The following is a 21,091-nucleotide window of genomic DNA, read 5'->3' on the forward strand; positions in this document are numbered from 1 at the left end:
CAGTTGCTTTATTCAAGCCCATCAAGAAGGTAATGCTCTACTCGCTCTACCCGCCTTGGTTTACCTTGCAGTACCAGTACATCGTTTGCGCACAATGTGGTGTTGGTTGAGGGGTCGTCTATTTCTTGCCCCTCTCGGCGCAAAGCTTTTACGGTCACGCGGCGTTTAGATAAGTTAAGCTCGTCTATTGTTTTATCCACCGCATAGGCTTGATCCGGCAACGCAACTACGTGTAAGTATTCCAAGCGCTCAGAGGAGGTTTCTTCGCTGTCTTTAAAATAGCCGGCGTAAAAACTTTGCATAAGCGGGTAGCGATTACGGCGCTCTTTACTCACACGGCGCACAATGCGTGTCATTGGGACGCCCGACATCGATAATACATGGGAAACCAACATTAAGCTTGCCTCTAGCGACTCAGGTACCACCTCAGTAACACCGAGCTCTTTTAAGTTGTTTAATTGGCTGTCATCGCGGGTTCTTATTAGTATTTTAACGTTGGGCGCCAGTTGCTTTATGGCATCTATAACCACGTGTGCGTGCTCAAGTTCTGTAAAGGTGATAATCACTAAGCGTGCTCGCTCTACCCCTGCGCACTTTAAAATATCTTTTTGTTTTACATAGCCAAATATTACCGGCTCACCTGCAGCTTTGCCCTCTTGTACCAAAATAGGGTTACTTTCTATGGCAACGTAATCTATGGCTTCGGGTTTTAAAAATCGCGCTATAGTTTGTCCTACGCGTGAAAAGCCGCAAATAACCACATGATCGTTATATAAAGTGCTACTTTTAGGCTCGCTTTCCCTCGCCATACTGGGGTGATCTAAAATGCCTAATTGCTTTAAAATAAGTGGGGTTTTATCAATTAAAAATGGGGTTAGCGCCATCGAAAGCACCCCTAAGGCAATTAAAAATGAGGCTTGCTCTGAATTTAATAACGCATGCTGACTTGCCAAAGCAATAAGCACAAAGCCAAATTCACCCATTTGCCACAGCATAATGCCGCACGCCAGCGAGTCTTGATTGCGCTCATGCATTAATCGGGCACTTAAAGCCAGCACGGTAATTTTTAATATTAATAAACCAAATAACGCACCGATAATCACTACCCCATGAGAAAGCACAAATAAAATGTCGAGCTGCATTCCCACAGTGACAAAAAACAGCCCCATTAATATATCGCGAAAGGGTCTTATATCGGCCTCTAGCTGATGGCGGTAATGGCTCTCTCCTAGCATCATGCCGGCTAAAAATGCCCCAAGCGCCATAGATAAACCAAACATGTAAGTTAAAAAGCCGGCAAATAACGCCACCAAAATAGTAGTAAGTACAAACAGCTCATCGGTTCGTACCTGCGCTATTTCTTTAAATACTTTAGGCAACACCCATTTACCAATCGCCCACAGTAATAAGCACACAAACGCGCCTTTTGTTAGCGCAAATGCCAGCGCCCAACTAATACTTTGCGAGTCGCTTGAGGCAAACAATGGCAAAATAATAAGTAAGGGTACAACGGCAATATCTTGAAACAGCAATACGCCCACCGCCAGCTGGCCACGACGCTGATTTAGCTCGCCTGTTTCTTTTAATAGTTTTACTACCACAGCAGTTGAAGAAAGCGCCATAATTGTGCCAATGGTAAAACTGGTGAGTAAGGAAAAATCTAAGCAATATAAAATAATAATGAAGAGCAAGCTGGTCACACCAACTTGTAACGAGCCCAGACCAAACACAATATTGCGCATAGCCATTAGCCGCGATATAGAAAATTCGAGCCCTAAACTAAACAGTAAAAATACGATGCCCAGCTCAGCAATAAACTCTATTTCGTGAGATTGAGTAAGCCAGCCAATGCCATGGCTACCGGCTAAAACACCCGTTGCTAAATACGCTAAAATAGGCGGCAAGCCGAGGCGCTTAAAAAACCATACAAAAAGTACCGCCGCCACTAATAAGCCAAAAATTTGAGCGTTTATACTTTGCAAACTCGGCCTCCAGCGTCAATAAAACTAGGAAATGAGCCTTAAATATAGCAACCATATGTTTATCAAGCAATTTTAAAATATGGCATAAAAATAGCTTAGTTATTGCAAAGTAACACCCTGGGGGAAGATTTTAATGGAAAATGTCCATATTTTGACACAACGCGTGTCTGGCCGCGGCGATTTTTTGCCGTTTTCAGCTGAGCAAACACACACAAACGAAACAGCGGCAACGCACGACTTAGTTACCGAGCTACAAACAAGCCTTGTAATAGAAGATGTATTGGCTATATATGCAAAATTTGCCAAACAACTACTTAACTTTTCTGGGCTGCAGTTTCAATCAACGCTCGGTACTGCACAAACCTCAGACAGTAACACCAATGCTAGCCCATACTCTTACGATTTAGCTATTGGTCGTGAGCATTTAGGGCAGCTAATTTACTTTAGCCAATACCCTATTAGTAAGGCAATTGAAGCTAAATTACGTGCCTTGCACAGCGCCCTTGTATACCCACTGCGTAACGCAATGATGTATAGCCGAGTGTTAAAGCTTGCTACAAAAGATGCGCTCACCGGATTAAATAACCGCAGTCAATTTAATGACATTTTATCGCAAAAGCTCGAAAACTGTCGCCGTTACCAACGCCCTTTTAGTTTAATGCTGCTTGATTTAGATAACTTTAAACAAGTAAATGACAATTATGGCCACAAAGTAGGTGACGATGTATTGAAAGAGTTTTCGCAGGTACTTTGCAGTAGCATACGTGGCACCGACTCTGTGTTTAGATTTGGTGGCGATGAGTTTTCTTTAATTATTGAAGACCCCGAATTCACTACAAATAAAGTGATTGCTGAGCGCATAATGCACTTAGTCAGAAACTCAAGCTTAATGGCTAAATACAAAGTAACCACCAGCATTGGCTTTACCCTAGCCAATAGCCAAGATTGCGAAACAGAGATATTCGCTCGTGCAGACAAAGGCTTATACAAAGCCAAAGCATCAGGACGTAACTGCGCTAAAGCCTATTAATATTTACGTAGCTGAATTAATAAAAAAGCCTAGCTTCCCCCGCTAGGCTTTTTTATTGCAAAAAACTTCATTCTAAAACGTTGCACTCATAGCTAAAGCCTTACAAATTAGGTTTATTTATATCAGCTGGTTTAACTAATTTATAAATAAGCAATGCTGCACAAAAGCCAAAAAAGAAGCCACTCACTAAATTTAATAATGCCGCAATACTTGCAAGCGGTGTTAATAATACTAATACCAGTGGAATACTCACCCCTAAAATAAAAAATAACCCGCCTTTGCCTAGCCAATAAGCAAGTAATAAAACGGCCGAAACGATGCCGCCGGTTACAGCATAACCAAGCGTAATAATATTTAGCTCTAGCAATACATTGGCTATAACGGCAACTAACGCTGTTATTACCATGCCTATAGGTGCTTTATTAACTAACGATAAGCCTACATGTGGCTGTTGACTCATTTATTTACACTCCCAAAAAATACCATTTTCGTCTTTATGCTTTTCACTTACAAAATATCCCACTACTTGTACAAGTTCATCGTTATAAAATATTAACGGCACACGCCCTCTTAGCCATGGGGCTACTTTTGCATCTTTAAACCAATGTTTAAGCGTATTGCTTCCGGGTTTATTTACTGGCCTTATACGCACACTATTGCAATTAAAACGCACTGTTACTTGTTCATTAGGTAATGGGGCTCGCAGGCCTTTGCCTTGTTGCTTTATTAATACGCGCCCATCATTAAGTAAAAGCTCATTATCTGTTAGCGCTTCATCAGCTAAGGGGGTGTGTGGTGTTACAAAATACAAAAAACCTTGATGGCGACGTATTTGCCCCTCACTTAAATCAACTTGCATTTGCGCATCTGCCTGCGCATTTATGGCTTGATTAATTATTTGCAAAAGCTGCTTTTGTGAGGGCATGACTTGGGTAAATAAGCTAAGCCAAGCACGCACTACATTAGTTATACGCACATCGCTGTAAGTGGTTATTTGGCTAACACTCAATGCTTGTTGGGCGTTTATACTTTGTTTTAAGTCAAGCTCAGTGTATTCATCAAGTAGCGCTTGTTGTTGCTGTAGTAACTCAATGCTGCGCCCTGCACAGTGCTCAAATCCCTTAAAACGCTTTGCAAGTAAGGGGACTACACGTGCACGCAAAAAGTTACGATCAAATCGCTCATCGGTATTTGAGTCATCTGTAATATGCGTAATATTAAACTCTGTGGCAAAGTGCTCTATATCACTGCGCGTTATGTTTAAAAGCGGCCTGTAGCATATTCGCCCGCTAGGTAATTTACGCAATTTTTGCATTGCGCCTAACCCTTTTAAGCCAGAGCCGCGCTTTAAACGCAGTAAAAATGTTTCTATTTGATCGTTTAAATGCTGCCCCAACAAAATAACACTGCCCACGGGGCTTAGCCCATCAAGCGCTTTGTAACGTGCCTCTCGAGCTTGCGCTTCAAGACTTGTTCGTGCTTGTGGGTTGATTGTTACCTGCGCGGCATTAAACGGAACATTTAGCTCAGTACATACGTTTTGGCAAAAGCGCTGCCAGTCATTAGCGTACTGGCTTAAACCATGATTAACATAAATCGCGTTTACGTTTAACGTTGGTATTTCCTGCTTTAGTAAATGCATTACATGAAGCAACACCACCGAATCCACACCACCCGAAAGCGCCACCGTAAAGTTATACTGCTGGTGCTTAAAAAAATGCTCAAGGGCCTGTTTAACGTGCTGATAAATGGGTGAAGCTTGCATGGATACGCTTTAAATTTAATGTTTGCAGTATTTTAAAACAAAAAAGCCGCATAAGCGGCCTTTTTTAATAATAAATGCAATGATTAGCTAATTAGCAGTAACCAAACGACATTAAACGTTTGTAGCGTTGCTCTAGCATCTCTTCAAGCGATAGCGCTTGTAAGTCTGCAAGGTCGCGCTTTAAACGTGTTTTTAAGTTACGTGCCATAGCATCGTAATTGCGGTGTGCACCGCCTAAAGGCTCTTCAACTAAGTTGTTAATTAAATCAAGCTCTTTAACACGCTCTGCTGTAACACCCATGGCTTCTGCAGCTAGTGGTGCTTTGTCTGCGCTTTTCCATAAAATTGAGGCACAGCCTTCTGGCGAAATTACTGAGTACGTGCTGTATTGCAACATGTTTACTCTGTCGCCAACACCAATGGCTAATGCCCCCCCTGAGCCGCCTTCGCCAATAACCGTACAAATCGTGGGTACTTTAAGTGCCGCCATTACTTTTAGGTTACGTGCAATTGCCTCAGACTGACCGCGCTCTTCAGCGCCAACGCCTGGGTATGCCCCTGGCGTGTCGATAAAGGTCATAATTGGCATTTTAAAACGCTCAGCCATTTCCATTAAACGTAAGGCCTTGCGGTAGCCTTCTGGTTTTGGCATACCAAAGTTACGTTTAATTTTTTCAGCTGTATCGCGACCTTTTTGCTGGCCAATAACCATAACTGGCTCGCCATCTAAACGCGCTACACCGCCTAAAATAGCCGGATCGTTTGCAAAAGTACGATCGCCTGCCAACTCGTCAAATTCCGTGAAAATGCGCTCGATATAATCTCGAGTGTAAGGACGCAACGGATGACGCGCTAACTGCGATACTTGCCAAGCGCCTAAATTTGAGAATATTTCCTCTTTTTGCTTAGCGCTTTTTTCTTTTAGTTTGCTGACTTCCTCTTCTAACTCAAGGTCTAATTCGCCAGCGCGGCTTATGCTTTGTAATTCTTCAATTTTTGCTTCTAACTCTGCAATCGGAAGCTCAAAATCAAGATAATTGAGGCTCATGCTCTAAACTACCTAATCAGTTAAATTCTAGTTCTACATCTTGTGCCGCCATAAGTGATAACTTGTGAATTAAGTCGTCGCTGGGCGTAACACACCATTCGATCCCTAGGGTTAATTGGGCCAACGCATCGGGGCGCTGGTAATAAACCTTGATCGGACACGTTCCCATTTTATAAGGTTCGAGTACTTTTTGTAATTTATCGAAGAAACCTGCCTCGATTTGCACCATGTTCAGCGTCATTTTAATCGCTTTGAGGCGTTTTTCACGCGCTTGAGCAATGGTGTTTATTTCTCTGGCGGTCATTGTAATGCCACCGGAGAAGTTATCAAAGCTGACCTGTCCAGATATTACCAAGATATTGTTTACTTGAAGCATTTCTTGGTACATTTCGAACTGTTCAGGAAACAAGCGTACATCAATACGGGCGCTCTTGTCATCTAAAGTTATTAAGCCCCAACGATTTCCTTTTTTATTAATTAAGGTCCGCGCTGAAATGACTAACCCCGCCGCCGTAGAGAGTACATCACGATTAGTTGGCTGTAAATCCACCAGCTTACCGCTGGTGTAATGTCTAAGCTCGCGCCGATACTGATTTATCGGATGCCCTGTTAAATAAAGGCCTAGGGTGTCTTTTTCGCCATCAAGCCACTGGTTATCGGTAAGCGGCGTGGCTTTTATAAAGGCTTGTTCAACTTCATCAGGCTCGGTAGCCAGTAAGCCAAATAAATCGCTTTGCCCAAGTTGCTCAGCTTTGTTGTGCTGATCGGCTGCGCGCATGGCATCTTTTAAACTTGCCAGTAATGTTGCGCGCCCTGCTTGAGTTTTCTCTGGCCCTAGTTGGTCAAGTGCACCGGCGTAAATTAATTTTTCGGTTACCCGTTTATTTAAGCGTTTTAAATCTACACGGGCACAAAAATCAAATAAGTCTTTAAACGGGCCGCCTTTTGCGCGCGCTTCTAAAATGGCCTCTACCGGCGCTTCACCTACACCTTTAATAGCACCAATACCGTAAACAATTTCACCTTTGAGGTTAACCGTAAACTTAAATTCTCCGGCGTTTACATCAGGCGGTAATAAGGTGAGCTTCATGTTTTCGCATTCATCCACCAAGATCACTATTTTGTCGGTGTTATCCATATCGGCCGACATTACCGCAGCCATAAATTCTGCCGGATGGTGCGTTTTCATCCACAGCGTTTGGTACGATACCAGTGCATACGCTGCCGAGTGAGATTTATTAAAACCATAACCGGCGAATTTTTCTACCAGGTCAAAAATTTTAATTGCCAGTTCGCCATCTATACCATTATTGCGAGCGCCTTCTTCAAAGGTTGAACGCTGCTTAGCCATTTCTTCGGGTTTTTTCTTACCCATTGCACGACGTAGCATATCGGCGCCACCAAGCGTATAACCTGCAAGTACCTGAGCAATTTGCATTACTTGTTCTTGGTACAAAATAATGCCGTAAGTAGGCTCAAGTATGGGCTTTAAGCTTTCGTGTTGATATTGGGCATCGGGGTAAGAAATTTCTTCTCGGCCAAGCTTACGGTCAATGAAGTTATCTACCATGCCTGATTGCAGCGGGCCTGGGCGGAACAAGGCTACCAATGCAATCATATCTTCAAAGCAATCGGGCTTTAATCGGCGTACGAGGTCTTTCATGCCGCGCGATTCTAGCTGGAATACCGCGGTTGTTTCGGCGCGCAGCAATAGCTCTATACTTTTTTTATCATCCAGTGGAATGGTGTTTATATCAACGGGGTCTTTACCTTCGCGCTTCATTCGCTCGTTGGTCATATCTACCGCCCATTGCAAAATGGTCAGTGTACGTAAGCCCAAGAAATCGAACTTTACCAGCCCCGCTGTTTCTACGTCGTTTTTATCAAATTGGGTAACCGGAAACTTACCTTCGTCATCGCAATAAAGTGCAGCAAAGTCGGTAATGGTCGTCGGCGATATTACAACACCACCGGCGTGTTTACCGGCATTACGTGTACACCCTTCAAGGATGCGACACATGTCGATTAAATCTTTTACCTCTGAGTCGCCATCGTAGGCTTCTTGTAAACGCGGCTCTACTTCAAACGCTTTGGCAAGCGTCATCCCCGGATCGCCTGGGATCAATTTAGAAATGCGATCAACAAACCCATAAGGGTGGCCAAGTACACGGCCTACATCGCGTATTACCGCTTTTGCAGCCATGGTACCAAAGGTAATAATTTGTGATACCGCGTCCCGCCCATACAATGCCGACACATGGTCAATTACCTCATCACGCCTATCCATACAAAAGTCGACATCGAAATCGGGCATTGATACACGTTCAGGGTTTAAGAATCGCTCAAAGAGTAAGTCAAATTCCAGCGGATCTAGGTCGGTTATTTTAAGGGCATACGCCACTAATGAACCGGCACCCGAACCACGCCCTGGCCCCACTGGAATATTGTTATCTTTACTCCACTGAATAAACTCCATTACGATTAAGAAGTAGCCTGGGAAACCCATTTGGTTAATTACATCTAGCTCTACTTTTAAGCGGGCGTCGTATTCGCCCCGTTTTTCTTGTCGCTCTTGTTCATCAGGGAATAAAAACTGTAGGCGCTCTTCAAGGCCGTCTTGTGAAACTTTAACCAAAAAGTCTTCAATTTTTAACGAGCCTGTGGGGTAATCAGGCAAAAAGTACGTGCCTAATTGCACCGTTACGTTACAGCGTTTAGCTATTTCTACCGTGTTTTGCAGTGCTTCAGGAATGTCGCTAAATAGTTCCGCCATTTGCTCAGGCGTTTTTAAATATTGCTCTTGTGAAAAGCGCTTAGGGCGGCGTTTGTCATCAAGGGTGTAGCCATCAAAAATAGCCACGCGAATTTCGTGCGCTTCAAAGTTCTCAGGTTTTAAAAATACCACTTCGTTGGTGGCAACAACTGGCAGCTGCTCTTTGTGTGCCAGCTCTACCGCCATATGCAGGTAGTCTTCTTCAAGTGGACGGTCGGTACGGATAAGCTCTAAATAGTAATGATCGCTAAAATGCTGCTTATAAAAGCTCACTACAGATTCAATAACGCCTGGGTTATTTTTTAATAAGGCTTTACCTAAGTCACCATCTTTTGCGCCTGAGAGAATAATAAGCCCTTCTTTGTGCTTAATTAGCCATTCTCGGTCAATCACTGGGCGATGAAATATATGCCCGCGTTGATACGCTTCGGATATTAATAAGGTAATATTTTTATAACCGTCGTTGTCTTTAGCTAGCAACGTAATGCGACAAGGCTCGTCTGGAAATTCTGGGCTGCGCAGCCAAAAATCAGCGCCGACAATCGGTTTAATGCCTGCACTGTGCGTGGCACCATAAAACCGTACCAAACCACAAAAGTTCATTTGATCTGTAATTGCCAGCGCTGGCATTTCGAGCTCCTGCGCTTTAGCAACAATAGGTTTTGTTTTAGCTAGGCCGTCGACCATCGAAAAGTCTGAATGAACGCGTAAATGTACAAAATCTGGAGCGGCCATTATTTATGCCTCTCCTTTTGCTTGCATTAACACACGTTGTACCGGCTTAAAGCTTTTACGGTGCTCATTTATAGCACCGTATTGCTCAAGCGCTGCAAAATGCGCTTTAGTTGGGTACCCTTTATGCCCTGCAAACCCGTATTGCGGGTAACGTTTGTCAAGCTCGAGCATTTCCTCATCACGCGCTACTTTAGCTAAAATAGAGGCTGCTGAAATCTCGGCTACTAAGCTGTCGCCTTTCACAACAGCCTGAGCAGGCATTACTAATTTAGGCAAACGGTTACCATCTACAAATACAAACTCTGGTTGTGTGCTTAGCCCTTCAACTGCGCGCGTCATTGCAAGCATCGTTGCGTGTAAAATATTTAGCTCGTCAATTTCAGTTGGGCTGCAACGACCAATAGCGTAGCACAGGGCTTTTTGTTTTATTTCTATAGCCAGTGCTTGGCGTTTTTTATCGGTAAGCTTTTTAGAGTCAGCTAAACCTGCAATCGGGTTGGCTGGGTCAAGTATTACCGCAGCGGTAACAACATCGCCGACAAGTGGGCCACGCCCTACTTCATCTACTCCGGCAACAAAGGTTACGTTAGGTCGTTCAATTTGCATTTATTAACTCCGCCACAGCTTTGGCTGCTTGTTTGCTGGCATCTAATCTAATTTGTTCGTGAATAGCTAAAAAACGTGCCTTTAGTTCTTTATTATCAGTATTTAGCATAGGTGTAAGTGCGCTTGTTAAATTAGCCACATTGCATTCACTTTGTAAAAACTCCGGCACGAGCTCTTCATCGGCTAATAAGTTTGGCAGCGAAAAATATTTAATGTTAAAGGTAAATAAAGTTTTAAAAATCCAATAGCTCATTGGCTTAATTTTATAACCCACAACCATAGGCTTTTTATATAACATGCCTTCAAGTGTGGCGGTGCCCGATGCAAGTAATATGGCATCTGCCGCTTGCATGGCTAGTTTTGACTGCCCATCAAGTAGGTTTACATTTAAGTTTGGCGCTGTGGCATTTAAAATATCACTAAATTGCGCTTTACGTTTTTCATTTACCAATGGCACCACAATTTTAAGACTTGGGTCTTTCGCTTGTAACTGCGCTGCTGTTTTTATGTAGGTTTCGCTTAATAAGCCCACTTCTGATCCGCGGCTACCTGGCAGTAATGCCAGTACTTTGGCATCAAGGCTTAGCCCTAGTTCTGCACGCGCTTGGCTATCGTCATGCTCAAGTGCTATATCGTCAGCTAAGGTGTGCCCAACAAATGTGCACGGTACTTGGTGCTTATCGTAAAATTCTTTTTCAAACGGTAGCAAAGCAAGCACCAAGTTAGTAGCAGCACTTATTGTATGAATACGCTTTTCACGCCATGCCCACACTGATGGGCTTACGTATTGAATGGTTTTAATGCCTGCATCTTTTAAAGGCTTTTCTACGCGTAAATTAAAATCGGGCGCATCAATGCCGATAAATACATCGGGTGGGTTATCAACAAAATGTTGTACTAACTGTTTGCGTATTTTAAGTAAACGCGGCAATCGGCCTAATACTTCAACCAGCCCCATTACCGAGAGCTCGTCCATGTCGTAAAGGGTTTTACAGCCTTGCGCCTGCATTTTTGGCCCTGCAATGCCTTCAAAAATAGCATCAGGAAAGTGCATTTTTAGTGCTTTAATTAGGCCTTCGCCTAAAATATCGCCCGACAGCTCACCGGCCACAATACCAATACGTAGTTGTTTTTTCTCTTTATTCATTCGACTTTGTTTATCAGGCGTTCATAGCGGTTAGTTTACCGTGTTTTAGAGTTTGATTAAACGCTTTAAATAGATGGTTTTTGCAACCAAAATAGACACAAGCAATTGTATGTTTTTAATACTGATGTAGCATGGTGGATATATATTAACTTTTTCTAATATGTTTATTGACAAAAATTGTGCAAACATCAATAATATTCCAAACTTTCAGTAATTACTGAAAGTTCATTATATTTAACATTACCAATTATTGATTGCCTTGTTAATCCGTCACCCTCAAGGAGCCAAAAATGATAGATGAAACCTTTGTGGATCTATCGCGATTACAGTTTGCTGTTACCGCACTCTTCCATTTTTTATTCGTGCCTTTAACCATAGGTATGACCTGGATTTTAGTTATTATGGAATCGGTTTATGTGATGACCGGTCGCGAAATTTATCGTGATATGACTAAGTTTTGGGGAAAGTTGTTTGGTATTAACTTTGCTATTGGGGTGGCAACGGGCCTGACCATGGAATTTGAGTTTGGTACTAACTGGTCTTATTACTCGCATTACGTGGGTGACGTGTTTGGTGCGCCGCTCGCTATTGAAGGCTTAATGGCATTCTTTTTAGAATCAACCTTTGTGGGTATGTTCTTTTTAGGCTGGGATAGGCTAACTAAACGCCAACATTTGGGCGCTACATTTTTAATGGCGCTAGGTACCAATATGTCGGCGCTGTGGATTTTGATTGCTAACGGCTGGATGCAAAACCCAGTGGGGGCAGAGTTTAACTACCAGACTATGCGCATGGAAATGACTAACTTTGCTGAGCTTGTATTTAACCCTGTAGCACAAGTTAAGTTTATTCATACGGTATCGGCAGGTTACGTAGCCGCTTCTATGTTTGTGCTGGGTATTAGTAGTTGGTACATATTAAAAGGTCGCGATTTAGCCTTTGCTAAACGCTCTTTCTCGGTGGCATCGGGCTTTGGTTTAGCATCAATATTGTGTGTTATTTTATTAGGTGACGAATCAGGCTACGAAGTAGGTGAAGTTCAAAAAGTAAAATTAGCCACCATAGAAGCAGAGTGGCACACCGAAGAAGCGCCTGCTGCGTTTACCGCATTTGGTTTTCCAGACTCTGATGAGCAAGTAACCCATGCAGCAGTTAAGATTCCCTATGCATTGGGCATTATTGCTACCCGCTCTTTAGATGAGCAAGTGATTGGTATTTCTGATTTAGAGAAAAAACACGAAGTACGTATTCGTAACGGCATGGAAGCGTACGAATATCTCGAAAAACTTAGAAATGGCGATGACAGCGAAGAAAACATCGCTAAATTTGATGCTCTTAAAGATGACTTAGGCTATGGCTTGTTGCTCAAGCGCTATACGCCTAACGTGGTAGATGCCACAGAGGAGCACATTCAAATGGCAGTAAAAGACTCCTTCCCTAAAGTGGGGCCTATGTTTTGGTCATTTAGGATTATGGTGGCCTGTGGTGTAGCCATGTTAGCAGTATTTGTATTGGCATTTTATTACAACGCCCATCGTATTATTGAGCAAAAACGTTGGCTGCTGTGGGCTGCGGTATTGAGTATTCCGCTACCATGGATTGCAATAGAATTTGGTTGGATCGTTGCCGAATATGGCCGTCAGCCTTGGGCTATATCAGAAATATTACCGACCTTTTTAGCCACGTCGTCACTGACGGTAAATGATATTTTAATTAGCTTAACTGGATTCATTATTTTTTACACTGGCCTTGCCATTGTAGAAGGCTGGTTAATGCTGCGCTTTATTAAACAAGGCCCAAGCTCGTTGCATACCGGTAAGTATCACTTTGAGTTACCAAACAAAGCAGATAAAGACGCAGGAGAGCAATTATGATTTTTGATTATGAAACATTAAAAATGCTGTGGTGGTTGCTCATTGGCATACTGCTAATAGGCTTTGCTATCACCGATGGCATGGATATGGGCGTAGCTATGCTGCTTCGCCTAGTGGGTAAAACAGACTCAGAGCGCCGCACGGTAATTAACACCATTGGCGCACACTGGGACGGTAACCAAGTATGGTTTATTACCGCAGGCGGCGCTTTATTTGCAGCGTGGCCTATGGTGTATGCCGCTGCATTTTCGGGCTTTTACTTTGCCATGATGCTGGTACTGTTTGCGCTATTTTTTAGACCTCTTGGCTTTGATTACCGCTCAAAAATAGACTCTAAGCGCTGGCGTAATAACTGGGATTGGGGCCTATTTGCAGGCAGCGCTATACCCGCTTTAGTATTTGGTGTGGCATTTGGTAACCTATTTTTAGGGGTACCGTTTAACATTGATAACTTATTACGTGTAAGTTACCAAGGCTCATTTTTTGGTTTACTCAACCCATTTGGCCTACTGGCCGGTTTAGTTAGTATAGCCATGTTAATTGCCCATGCGGGTATGTGGCTACAACTGCGCACAGCAGATGCGGTTGCACAGCGCTCGGCGCAATATGGTCGCTATGCCTTAGTGGTATTTATTGTATTGTTTGCAGCTGCGGGTTTTTGGGTGGCAAACATAGATGGCTACCAAATTGTGTCTATGCCTGACCCGCAAAGCCACGCGGACCCGTTGGCAAAAGTAGTCAGCACAGCGCAAGGGGCATGGCTTAATAATTACAGCGAGCGCCCATGGACAATGACCTTTCCTATTTTAGGCTTTGTTATGGCACTCAGTGCACTACTTTTCTCAAAATTAAACAAGCCAGCGCTTGGGCTTATTTCAACCAGCATAATGTTAATTGGCGTTATTATGACGGCAGGTGTGTCGTTGTTTCCATTTATTATGCCATCTGTTAATAACCCTGATATTAGCTTAACTATTTGGGATGCCGTGTCGAGCCACAGAACGCTTAATATTATGTTTGTTGCTGTTGTTATATTTATTCCGTTAATACTGGCCTACACCACCTGGTGTTACGTAAAAATGTGGCGCAGAGTAACGGTAGACGAAATTGAAAATAACACGCACGGTAGCTACTAAGGAGACTAAATTATGTGGTATTTCGCTTGGATTTTAGGTGTACTTTTAGCCTGTACCTTAGGTGTTATAAATGTAATGTGGTACGAGTTTCATCAAAATAAAAACAGCATAGCTGATGATGAACAACCGATGCACGATTTACTAAACGAAGCTAACAACACAAAAGATGACGACTAACCCCCGACCAAATCGCGCGCAGCAGCAATCTCTGCGCGCTTTTTTAAAAAAGCAAAGTAAGCCTGCGGGTGCATGGTTAAAGTTAAGTATTGCGCTGGGCACATTTAACGCTATTTTAATGATTGCAGGCGCGTATTTACTGGCTCACACTATTCATAACGTTATGTTTGCAGGTGCAAGCCTTAGCCAAGTAACTCACTTACTTTGGCCGCTTGCGGGGATTATTTTACTCAGGGCTCTATTTTTAGCTATTAGCGAAAGGCTCAGTGCTTATGCGGCACTTAAAATAAAATCGGCTATGCGCCAAACCTTATTAACCAAATTGACGCAACTTGGCCCAAGTTATATTGAACAACACGGCCAAGGCGCTACACTCAACACCTTACACGATGGCGTTGAAGCACTGCACGATTACTACGCTAAATATTTACCTGGCGTTGCTTACAGCGCGCTTATTCCGCTAGCAATATTAGTGGTTATATTCCCTACCGATTATAAGGCTGGCTTAATCTTTTTATTAACCGCCCCGCTTATTCCATTTTTTATGATTTTAGTTGGTCATAAGGCTGAAGCACTTAATCAACAGCGATGGAAACAACTTGCCGTACTTGGTAATTACTTTTTTGACCGCGTACAGGGGTTAACACAACTTAAATTGTTTAACGCAACGCAAAAAGAGCTTAAACAAATAGCCAACATTTCTGATGACTTTAGGCACGCCACACTCAGTGTTTTAAAAATTGCCTTTTTATCATCATTCGCACTGGAATTTTTAGCCACTATTAGTGTGGCACTGGTGGCGGTAATTATTGGTTTTAGGCTGTTTTTTGGCACGCTTGATTTTGCAACTGGCTTTGTTGTTTTACTACTCGCTCCAGAGTTTTATTTACCCCTGCGCCAATTAGGCAGCCACTACCATGCCCGTTTGCAAGGTATTAGTGCCGCAGCCGATATGATCGCTATTTTAAATGCCCCACTTCCTGAACAATCACAGCAAAATGAAACAACGTTTGCGGCGCCTTTAAACTCAATAAGCATAAACAACTTAAACTTTACTTATCCCAATAGTCATGAAGGCATCAAAAATATAAACCTTACGTTACCCGGTAAAGGGTTAGTCGCTTTAGTGGGCGCAAGTGGCTCAGGTAAAAGTACTTTATTTGATTGTTTATTAGGGTTTCACCCACAGGTGATTGAGCAGATAAGTATTAATAATAAACCACTTGATGCGACAAGCATTAATACATTACAAAATTCAATCGCGTGGATACCCCAAACACCCACGCTATTCTATCAAAGCATTAGCGATAATATAAAAATAGCCAAACCAGATGCTACACAATTAGAAATTGAGCAAGCAGCACGCCAAGCTGGCGCTTTAGATTTTATAAACACATTACCAAATGGCTTTAATACATTGATAGGTGAGCAAGGTGAAGGGCTTTCTGGCGGGCAAAAACAACGTATAGCCCTTGCTCGGGCGTTTTTAAAACAAGCCCCTATTTTAGTGCTTGATGAACCCACAGCCCACCTTGATAGCCAGACCGAACAGCTTATTCAGCAGGCTATAACACATTACGCTAAAAACCATTTAGTGTTGGTTATTGCTCATCGGCTAAATACGGTGAAAAACGCGAATAACATCCTTGTTATGCAAAATGGCGAAATAGCACAGCAAGGCACCTACTGCCAACTTGAGCAGCAACAAGGCGCATTTAAATCACTCCTTAATTTGCAAGCGCAAGGAGCAAACAATGACTAATTTTATTAGGCTATTAACGCTTTGCCGCCCGCATTATAAAGCCATGCTTCTGGGTACTTTTTTAGCAACGCTAACGGTACTTGCAAACGTGGGCTTATTAGCCATATCGGGGTGGTTTTTAGCCTCTATGGCGGCAGCGGGTATTGCTGGCGTACACATGAACTACTTTACCCCTGCAGGAACCATTCGGTTTTTAGCGATTGTACGAACTGCATCACGCTATGGTGAGCGCTTAGTAACGCATAACGCGACATTTTTACTACTTAGTGAAATACGCGTTAATATGTTTGCCACGCTAAGCAAGCTAAATAATGTAGATTTAGCAATGAGTCGCAGCGCCGATTTAGTCAACCGCTTACAAAATGACGTAGATGCGCTCGATAAATTTTACTTAAACATACTACTGCCAATGCTGGTGGCGCTATTGAGTGTGCCAATTATCATGGTATTTATGGCGGCTTATAATGCCAACGTTGCGCTAATTTGTTTTATCGGCATTTTATTAATCGGTGTTGTTTTACCAGCTCTATTAAGTGCTAAATTAAATAAAAATAGTCATAAAGAAACACAGCTCAGTGCACAACTCAGATCAGAGCTTTCTGACACCCTAACAGGCCTTAGAGAACTGAGTATTTATCAAGCTCGTGCAGGGCAAATTTCAAAATGCAATGAACTCAACGAGCAGTATAACCAACAACTTTTTAGTCGTCATAAAGCACTAGCAAATAGCGACGGTTTAAGTTTGCTGGTGGTACAACTCGCTATGCTTGGCGCAATAGTCACTATTGTACCTTTGGTTTATAGCGGCGCTATGTTAAATGTTGAGCTGGCTATGCTAAGCCTATTTGTATTAGCAAGCTTTGAAAGTGTTTTACTGCTCCCTAACGCATTTATAGAGCTGCCCAATGTACTCAAAGCTGCTGAGCGCCTATTTACACTTGAAGATAAAGTTACAGCCCAAGAAGCTAATAGCGCTAAGTTAATTGAGATACAGTTTGATAAAAACAACACAACTTTAGCGCTTAATAACATTGCCTATAAATACCAAGAGCACACCGCTTTAACTAATATCAGCTTTACCCTTAAAGCACAGCAAAAAGTAGCGATTGTAGGCAGAAGCGGCAGTGGTAAAAGCACATTGGTTAATTTACTCACCGGTTTATGGCCAGTGCAGCAAGGCAGCATTAGGCTAAGTGATGAAAATAACGCAGAAGATCTTCACGCACTAAGCAGCAACACCCGCGCAAACGTTATTAATATACTCGCGCAGCAGCACCATATTTTTGATGGCACACTTAGTGAAAATTTACGCTATGCAAAGCCAAGCGCCACAAAAGAAGAAATGCTTGAAGCCATTAGCCTTGCCCAGCTGGCGCCTTGGTTTAATGCGCTACAAGATGGTTTAAAAACACGTTTAGGCACAGGCGGAAGAAGCGTTTCTCAAGGCCAATCTAGGCGTATAGCCATTGCGCAAGCTTTATTACAAAACCCAGCCATTTTAGTCCTTGATGAGCCTACTGAAGGACTTGATAATCAATCTAAGCAAACGGTAATGAACGCTATTATGCAGGTAATGAGTAACGCAAGTGTACTCACCATTACCCACGACCCAGCTCTTTTAGCGCAAATGGATAATATTATTTGGCTAGAAAATGGCAGCTTAATAGCACAAGGTACTCATAAAGCGCTTAGCGAAAAGTATACCGATTACGTTGCCTTAACTACTCGGTTTTAAAACGCTGATTGATACATCGATAACGCCGACTTTAGGGTCGGCAATTTTTTTAAACATACCTAGCGATAAATCAATAACCCGCCCTCTAACGTACGGACCTCTGTCGTTTATTCTTACGATTACCGATTTATTATTTGCCAAGTTTGTAACCTTCACTTTTGTACCAAAGGGTAAATCTAAATGCGCAGCTGTGGATGCGTTTTGGCTAAATGTTTCACCGTTTGCCGTTGTACGGCCATGGTATTTATTAGCGTAATAAGAGGCTTTACCTAACTGAGTACGCTCGCCATTGGCAGAGGTAACTATAGGTTGGCTGCTACACGCAGCTAAAATTGACAAAAAACTGAGGGTAAAAATTAACTTAGTAAAAGACATAACTGCGCTTTAATTATAAAAATTCGCGCAAAGGTTAACCTTACGTGGCTGAGTGTGTACTGAATTAAAGCGTGTTTCAGGCAATAAAAAACCACCGTCGATTACTCTAAGGTGGTTTTTTAAAAGCATAAAACGCTTATCTTACGATTCCGCGCTCAGAACTTTTCACAAAATCAATCATAGTTTGTACAGCAGGGTACTTAGCGGCATCTTCGCTGAGCGAGGCAATTGCTTCATCCACACTTAAGCTCTTACGATAAAACGCTTTATAAGCGCGGCGTACAGCCATAATTTCATCGCTTTCGAAGCCACGACGCTTCATACCTTCTTTATTGGTCGCTGCAGGGCCTGCAGGCATACCAATGGTGGTTACAAATGGTGGTACATCTTTATTAACACCTGAGTACATGCCAATAAATGCATGATCACCAATTTTACAAAACTGATGCACACCTGAGTTACCACCTAAAATAACCCAATCGCCTACATGCACATGGCCTGCAACACTTGCATTGTTAGCAAATATAACGTTGTTACCAATTACAGCATCGTGTGCAACGTGGGTATACGCCATAAATAAGTTGTTGCTACCAATTTTAGTAACACCTTGATCCTGAATAGTACCACGGTGAATCGTTGCGCACTCACGAATAACGTTATTGTCGCCTATGATAAGCGTGGTTGGTTCGTTGTTATATTTTTTGTCTTGGCAGGCTTCGCCCACTGACGCAAATTGAAAAATATGATTGCCAGAGCCAATTGTAGAGGGCCCTTTAATAACAACGTGAGACTCAATAATACAGTCATCACCGATCACAACATCATTGCCAATATAGCTATATGGACCAACTGAGACATTGTTGCCTAGTTTAGCGCCAGGTTCGATTATTGCTGTAGAATGGATCACTATTAAAACTCTCTTCTCGCACACATAATTTCGGCACTACATACTACTTTGCCGTCGACTCTTGCTTCAGCGGCAAATTTCCATATATTGCGACGCTCTTTTAAAAACTCTACATGTAAATGCATAGTATCGCCTGGTACTACAGGCTGCTTAAAACGCGCATTATCTACTGCAGCAAATAAGTAAAGCTCATTATCGCCACGGTTTTCAACGGTTTTAAAACCAAGTAAACCAGTTGCTTGCGCCATTGCCTCTAATATTAGCACACCTGGGAAAATTGGCTGGTTTGGAAAGTGACCAGTAAAAATCGGCTCATTAACTGTTACGTTTTTAATCGCATGTAGTTTTTCACCTGGTGTAAAATCAATAACACGATCAACTAAAAGCATCGGGTAACGATGGGGTAATAAACTTAAAATTTCTTGAATATCAAGGCTATTTAATTCGTTTGCCAAAATAGCATCCTTATTTGTGTTCAACGTTTATGACTTAGCCAATGCTTCAAGCGCTTTAAGACGAGCTTTCATGTCTGAAAGATTACGCAAGTGAGCAATTGATTTACGCCATTCTTTATTAGTTGTATGGGGCATACCAGATGAGTAAATACCCGGCTCGGTGATCGATTTAGTCACCATACTCATGCCGGTAATTATAACACCATCACATACTGACATGTGACCATTAATTGCTGTCATCCCGCCAATTTGGCAGTTTTTGCCTATGGTGACACTGCCAGCCAGTACAGTACAACCTGCAATGGCAGTACCCGAGTTAACTTCAACGTTGTGTGCTATTTGACATTGGTTATCAATGATTACATTGCTATGTATAATCGTGTTATCAAGTGCGCCACGGTCAATTGTTGTGCTTGCGCCCACTTCAACCTTGTCACCAATAATCACAGAGCCTAGCTGCGGTATTTTAACCCACTGCCCGCGCTCGTTTGCATAGCCAAATCCGTCACTGCCAACCACCGTATTTGCTTGGAACAAACAATCAGCGCCAATTTCAACATCGTGATAAATAGTTACACTCGGCCAAAGCTTTGTGCCAGAACCTATTTTAACACGTTCGCCAATAAAACTGTTCGGACCAATTTGTGCATTATCACCAATAACAGCGCCGGCTTCTATCACTGCATTTGCACCAATGGCTGCGCTAGCACTTACCGTTGCACTTGGGTGAATAGTGGCACTGGCATGAATACCCTGCTGCGCCGATTGCGGGGTTGTATCCATAAATTGTGCAAGCTTTGCGTAACTTACATACGGATTGCCAACAATGATTTTTGCGCCATTAAAATACGGCGCATCGGCTTCACTAAGAATAACTGCGCTGGCTTGCGTGGTTTCAAGCTGAGTGCGATATTTTGAGTTCGCTAAAAATGCAATATGCCCAGAACGGGCATTTGCAAGTGTAGCTATTTTTGTAATTTCTAAAGCGCCATCACCTTGAAGCTCGGCGCCTAGAAGTTCCGCAATATGCGAAAGCGTATAATTTTGCATAGAGTGATTATTTCTTACTAACTGCTGATACAACTTTGCTTGAAAGATCAGTTACTTCTTTAGGGTTAAAGTAAATAGTTGTGTCTTTAACTTTAACTTCATCGAAGTCGCCGTCTTTAGCAATTTCTTCAATTGTTTTAATGATTAAACCTTGAACTTTAGCAAGCTCTTGGTTTTGACGTGCTTTAATTTCTTGCTCTAAAGGACGGCCTTTTTCAGCAAGGTTTTTTTGCATGCCTTGGATTTTATCGCGTAATGCATCTTTTTGAGCTTGGCTCATAGTAGTGCTTTCACGCTTAAATTTTTCTGCTTCAAAGCGGATATCGCCTTGTAGTTTTTCCAGCTCTTGACGACGCTCAGCAAACTCAGTTTGTAAAGACTGCTCAATTTTAGCCATTTGAGGAATTTGCTTGTAGATCTCTTGCATATCAACAATGCCTACTTTGTGAGCGAAAGCACTTGCAGAGGTGCCCATCATCAATGTTGCTAACACGGCTACTGCTGTTGATTTAAATAATTTTTTCACAAAAAACT

General features: G+C 42.5%; 18 protein-coding genes. 6 read left to right on the top strand and 12 right to left on the bottom strand.

Annotated elements, in window-relative coordinates:
- Positions 1-8: 8 nt before the first annotated feature.
- Positions 9-1,982, bottom strand: coding sequence for a monovalent cation:proton antiporter-2 (CPA2) family protein (locus AN393_RS12555; protein ID WP_055016146.1), 1,974 nt, complete (start codon positions 1,980-1,982; stop codon positions 9-11).
- 133 nt (positions 1,983-2,115) lie between these two features.
- Here AN393_RS12555 and AN393_RS12560 point away from each other — a divergent pair, with 133 nt between their 5' ends.
- On the top strand, positions 2,116-3,012 hold the full coding sequence (locus AN393_RS12560; RefSeq protein WP_055018248.1) for a GGDEF domain-containing protein: 897 nt from the start codon (positions 2,116-2,118) through the stop codon (positions 3,010-3,012).
- A 100-nt stretch (positions 3,013-3,112) separates the two neighbouring features.
- Here the strand turns inward: AN393_RS12560 and AN393_RS12565 are convergent, their stop codons facing one another.
- The 6 genes from AN393_RS12565 to lpxB all read right to left on the bottom strand — a co-directional run bounded on the left by AN393_RS12565 (position 3,113) and on the right by lpxB (position 11,086).
- Positions 3,113-3,472 carry a hypothetical protein gene (locus AN393_RS12565; RefSeq protein WP_055016148.1) on the bottom strand — a complete coding sequence of 120 codons (360 nt, stop codon included), beginning with the start codon at positions 3,470-3,472 and terminating at the stop codon, positions 3,113-3,115.
- Entirely contained in the window at positions 3,473-4,777 is a 1,305-nt protein-coding gene (gene tilS / locus AN393_RS12570) for a tRNA lysidine(34) synthetase TilS (protein ID WP_055018249.1), read from the bottom strand.
- A 91-nt stretch (positions 4,778-4,868) separates the two neighbouring features.
- Positions 4,869-5,825, bottom strand: a complete 957-nt coding sequence (accA, locus tag AN393_RS12575; protein WP_055016150.1) for an acetyl-CoA carboxylase carboxyl transferase subunit alpha — start codon at positions 5,823-5,825, stop codon at positions 4,869-4,871.
- A 16-nt stretch (positions 5,826-5,841) separates the two neighbouring features.
- A complete protein-coding gene (gene dnaE / locus AN393_RS12580) occupies positions 5,842-9,333 on the bottom strand; it encodes a DNA polymerase III subunit alpha (protein ID WP_055016151.1) in 3,492 nt (1,163 codons plus the stop codon).
- A 3-nt stretch (positions 9,334-9,336) separates the two neighbouring features.
- Complete coding sequence (gene rnhB / locus AN393_RS12585; RefSeq protein ID WP_055016152.1) at positions 9,337-9,939, bottom strand: ribonuclease HII; 603 nt, start codon at positions 9,937-9,939, stop codon at positions 9,337-9,339.
- Positions 9,929-11,086, bottom strand: a complete 1,158-nt coding sequence (gene lpxB / locus AN393_RS12590; protein ID WP_055018250.1) for a lipid-A-disaccharide synthase — start codon at positions 11,084-11,086, stop codon at positions 9,929-9,931. The genes rnhB and lpxB overlap by 11 nt, the downstream gene beginning before the upstream one ends.
- 290 nt (positions 11,087-11,376) lie before the next feature.
- On the opposite strand from lpxB, the gene AN393_RS12595 reads away from it, so the two are divergent.
- The 5 genes from AN393_RS12595 to cydC are packed head-to-tail and all read left to right on the top strand — an operon-like array spanning position 11,377 to position 17,770.
- Positions 11,377-12,960, top strand: a complete 1,584-nt coding sequence (locus AN393_RS12595) for a cytochrome ubiquinol oxidase subunit I (protein ID WP_055016154.1) — start codon at positions 11,377-11,379, stop codon at positions 12,958-12,960.
- Positions 12,957-14,096 carry a cytochrome d ubiquinol oxidase subunit II gene (cydB, locus tag AN393_RS12600; RefSeq protein ID WP_055018251.1) on the top strand — a complete coding sequence of 380 codons (1,140 nt, stop codon included), beginning with the start codon at positions 12,957-12,959 and terminating at the stop codon, positions 14,094-14,096. The genes AN393_RS12595 and cydB overlap by 4 nt, the downstream gene beginning before the upstream one ends.
- A gap of 12 nt (positions 14,097-14,108) precedes the next feature.
- Entirely contained in the window at positions 14,109-14,273 is a 165-nt protein-coding gene (gene cydX / locus AN393_RS12605; RefSeq protein ID WP_004586934.1) for a cytochrome bd-I oxidase subunit CydX, read from the top strand.
- Positions 14,263-16,035: a thiol reductant ABC exporter subunit CydD gene (gene cydD, locus AN393_RS12610; RefSeq protein WP_055018252.1), complete on the top strand. Its 1,773-nt coding sequence runs from the start codon at positions 14,263-14,265 to the stop codon at positions 16,033-16,035. The genes cydX and cydD overlap by 11 nt, the downstream gene beginning before the upstream one ends.
- Positions 16,028-17,770 (top strand): thiol reductant ABC exporter subunit CydC, encoded by a 1,743-nt coding sequence (gene cydC / locus AN393_RS12615; protein WP_055018253.1) that lies wholly within the window; start codon positions 16,028-16,030, stop codon positions 17,768-17,770. The genes cydD and cydC overlap by 8 nt, the downstream gene beginning before the upstream one ends.
- Here the strand turns inward: cydC and AN393_RS12620 are convergent.
- From AN393_RS12620 to AN393_RS12640, 5 genes are all read right to left on the bottom strand, one after another.
- Entirely contained in the window at positions 17,753-18,145 is a 393-nt protein-coding gene (locus tag AN393_RS12620) for a septal ring lytic transglycosylase RlpA family protein (protein ID WP_055018254.1), read from the bottom strand. The two genes, cydC and AN393_RS12620, sit on opposite strands and share 18 nt — an antisense overlap.
- Before the next feature lie 136 nt (positions 18,146-18,281).
- Positions 18,282-19,052: an acyl-ACP--UDP-N-acetylglucosamine O-acyltransferase gene (gene lpxA, locus AN393_RS12625; RefSeq protein ID WP_055016159.1), complete on the bottom strand. Its 771-nt coding sequence runs from the start codon at positions 19,050-19,052 to the stop codon at positions 18,282-18,284.
- Positions 19,053-19,054: 2 nt separating this feature from the next.
- Positions 19,055-19,507, bottom strand: a complete 453-nt coding sequence (fabZ, locus tag AN393_RS12630; RefSeq protein ID WP_055018255.1) for a 3-hydroxyacyl-ACP dehydratase FabZ — start codon at positions 19,505-19,507, stop codon at positions 19,055-19,057.
- Positions 19,508-19,534: 27 nt separating this feature from the next.
- On the bottom strand, positions 19,535-20,557 hold the full coding sequence (lpxD, locus tag AN393_RS12635; RefSeq protein ID WP_055016161.1) for a UDP-3-O-(3-hydroxymyristoyl)glucosamine N-acyltransferase: 1,023 nt from the start codon (positions 20,555-20,557) through the stop codon (positions 19,535-19,537).
- Positions 20,558-20,564: 7 nt separating this feature from the next.
- Positions 20,565-21,083, bottom strand: coding sequence for an OmpH family outer membrane protein (locus tag AN393_RS12640; RefSeq protein ID WP_055016162.1), 519 nt, complete (start codon positions 21,081-21,083; stop codon positions 20,565-20,567).
- Positions 21,084-21,091: the final 8 nt, after the last annotated feature.

Source organism: Pseudoalteromonas sp. P1-25, from assembly GCF_001401805.1.
Lineage (GTDB): Bacteria > Pseudomonadota > Gammaproteobacteria > Enterobacterales > Alteromonadaceae > Pseudoalteromonas.

Excerpts from the sequence above, each read along its gene's own strand:
- AN393_RS12560 (WP_055018248.1), top strand. The coding sequence starts at position 2,116 with ATGGAAAATGTCCATATTTTGACACAACGCGTGTCTGGCCGCGGCGAT.
- AN393_RS12565 (WP_055016148.1), bottom strand. The coding sequence starts at position 3,472 with ATGAGTCAACAGCCACATGTAGGCTTATCGTTAGTTAATAAAGCACCT.
- tilS (WP_055018249.1), bottom strand. The coding sequence starts at position 4,777 with ATGCAAGCTTCACCCATTTATCAGCACGTTAAACAGGCCCTTGAGCAT.
- accA (WP_055016150.1), bottom strand. The coding sequence starts at position 5,825 with ATGAGCCTCAATTATCTTGATTTTGAGCTTCCGATTGCAGAGTTAGAA.
- dnaE (WP_055016151.1), bottom strand. The coding sequence starts at position 9,333 with ATGGCCGCTCCAGATTTTGTACATTTACGCGTTCATTCAGACTTTTCG.
- rnhB (WP_055016152.1), bottom strand. The coding sequence starts at position 9,939 with ATGCAAATTGAACGACCTAACGTAACCTTTGTTGCCGGAGTAGATGAA.
- lpxB (WP_055018250.1), bottom strand. The coding sequence starts at position 11,086 with ATGAATAAAGAGAAAAAACAACTACGTATTGGTATTGTGGCCGGTGAG.
- AN393_RS12595 (WP_055016154.1), top strand. The coding sequence starts at position 11,377 with ATGATAGATGAAACCTTTGTGGATCTATCGCGATTACAGTTTGCTGTT.
- cydB (WP_055018251.1), top strand. The coding sequence starts at position 12,957 with ATGATTTTTGATTATGAAACATTAAAAATGCTGTGGTGGTTGCTCATT.
- cydX (WP_004586934.1), top strand. The coding sequence starts at position 14,109 with ATGTGGTATTTCGCTTGGATTTTAGGTGTACTTTTAGCCTGTACCTTA.
- cydD (WP_055018252.1), top strand. The coding sequence starts at position 14,263 with ATGACGACTAACCCCCGACCAAATCGCGCGCAGCAGCAATCTCTGCGC.
- cydC (WP_055018253.1), top strand. The coding sequence starts at position 16,028 with ATGACTAATTTTATTAGGCTATTAACGCTTTGCCGCCCGCATTATAAA.
- AN393_RS12620 (WP_055018254.1), bottom strand. The coding sequence starts at position 18,145 with ATGTCTTTTACTAAGTTAATTTTTACCCTCAGTTTTTTGTCAATTTTA.
- lpxD (WP_055016161.1), bottom strand. The coding sequence starts at position 20,557 with ATGCAAAATTATACGCTTTCGCATATTGCGGAACTTCTAGGCGCCGAG.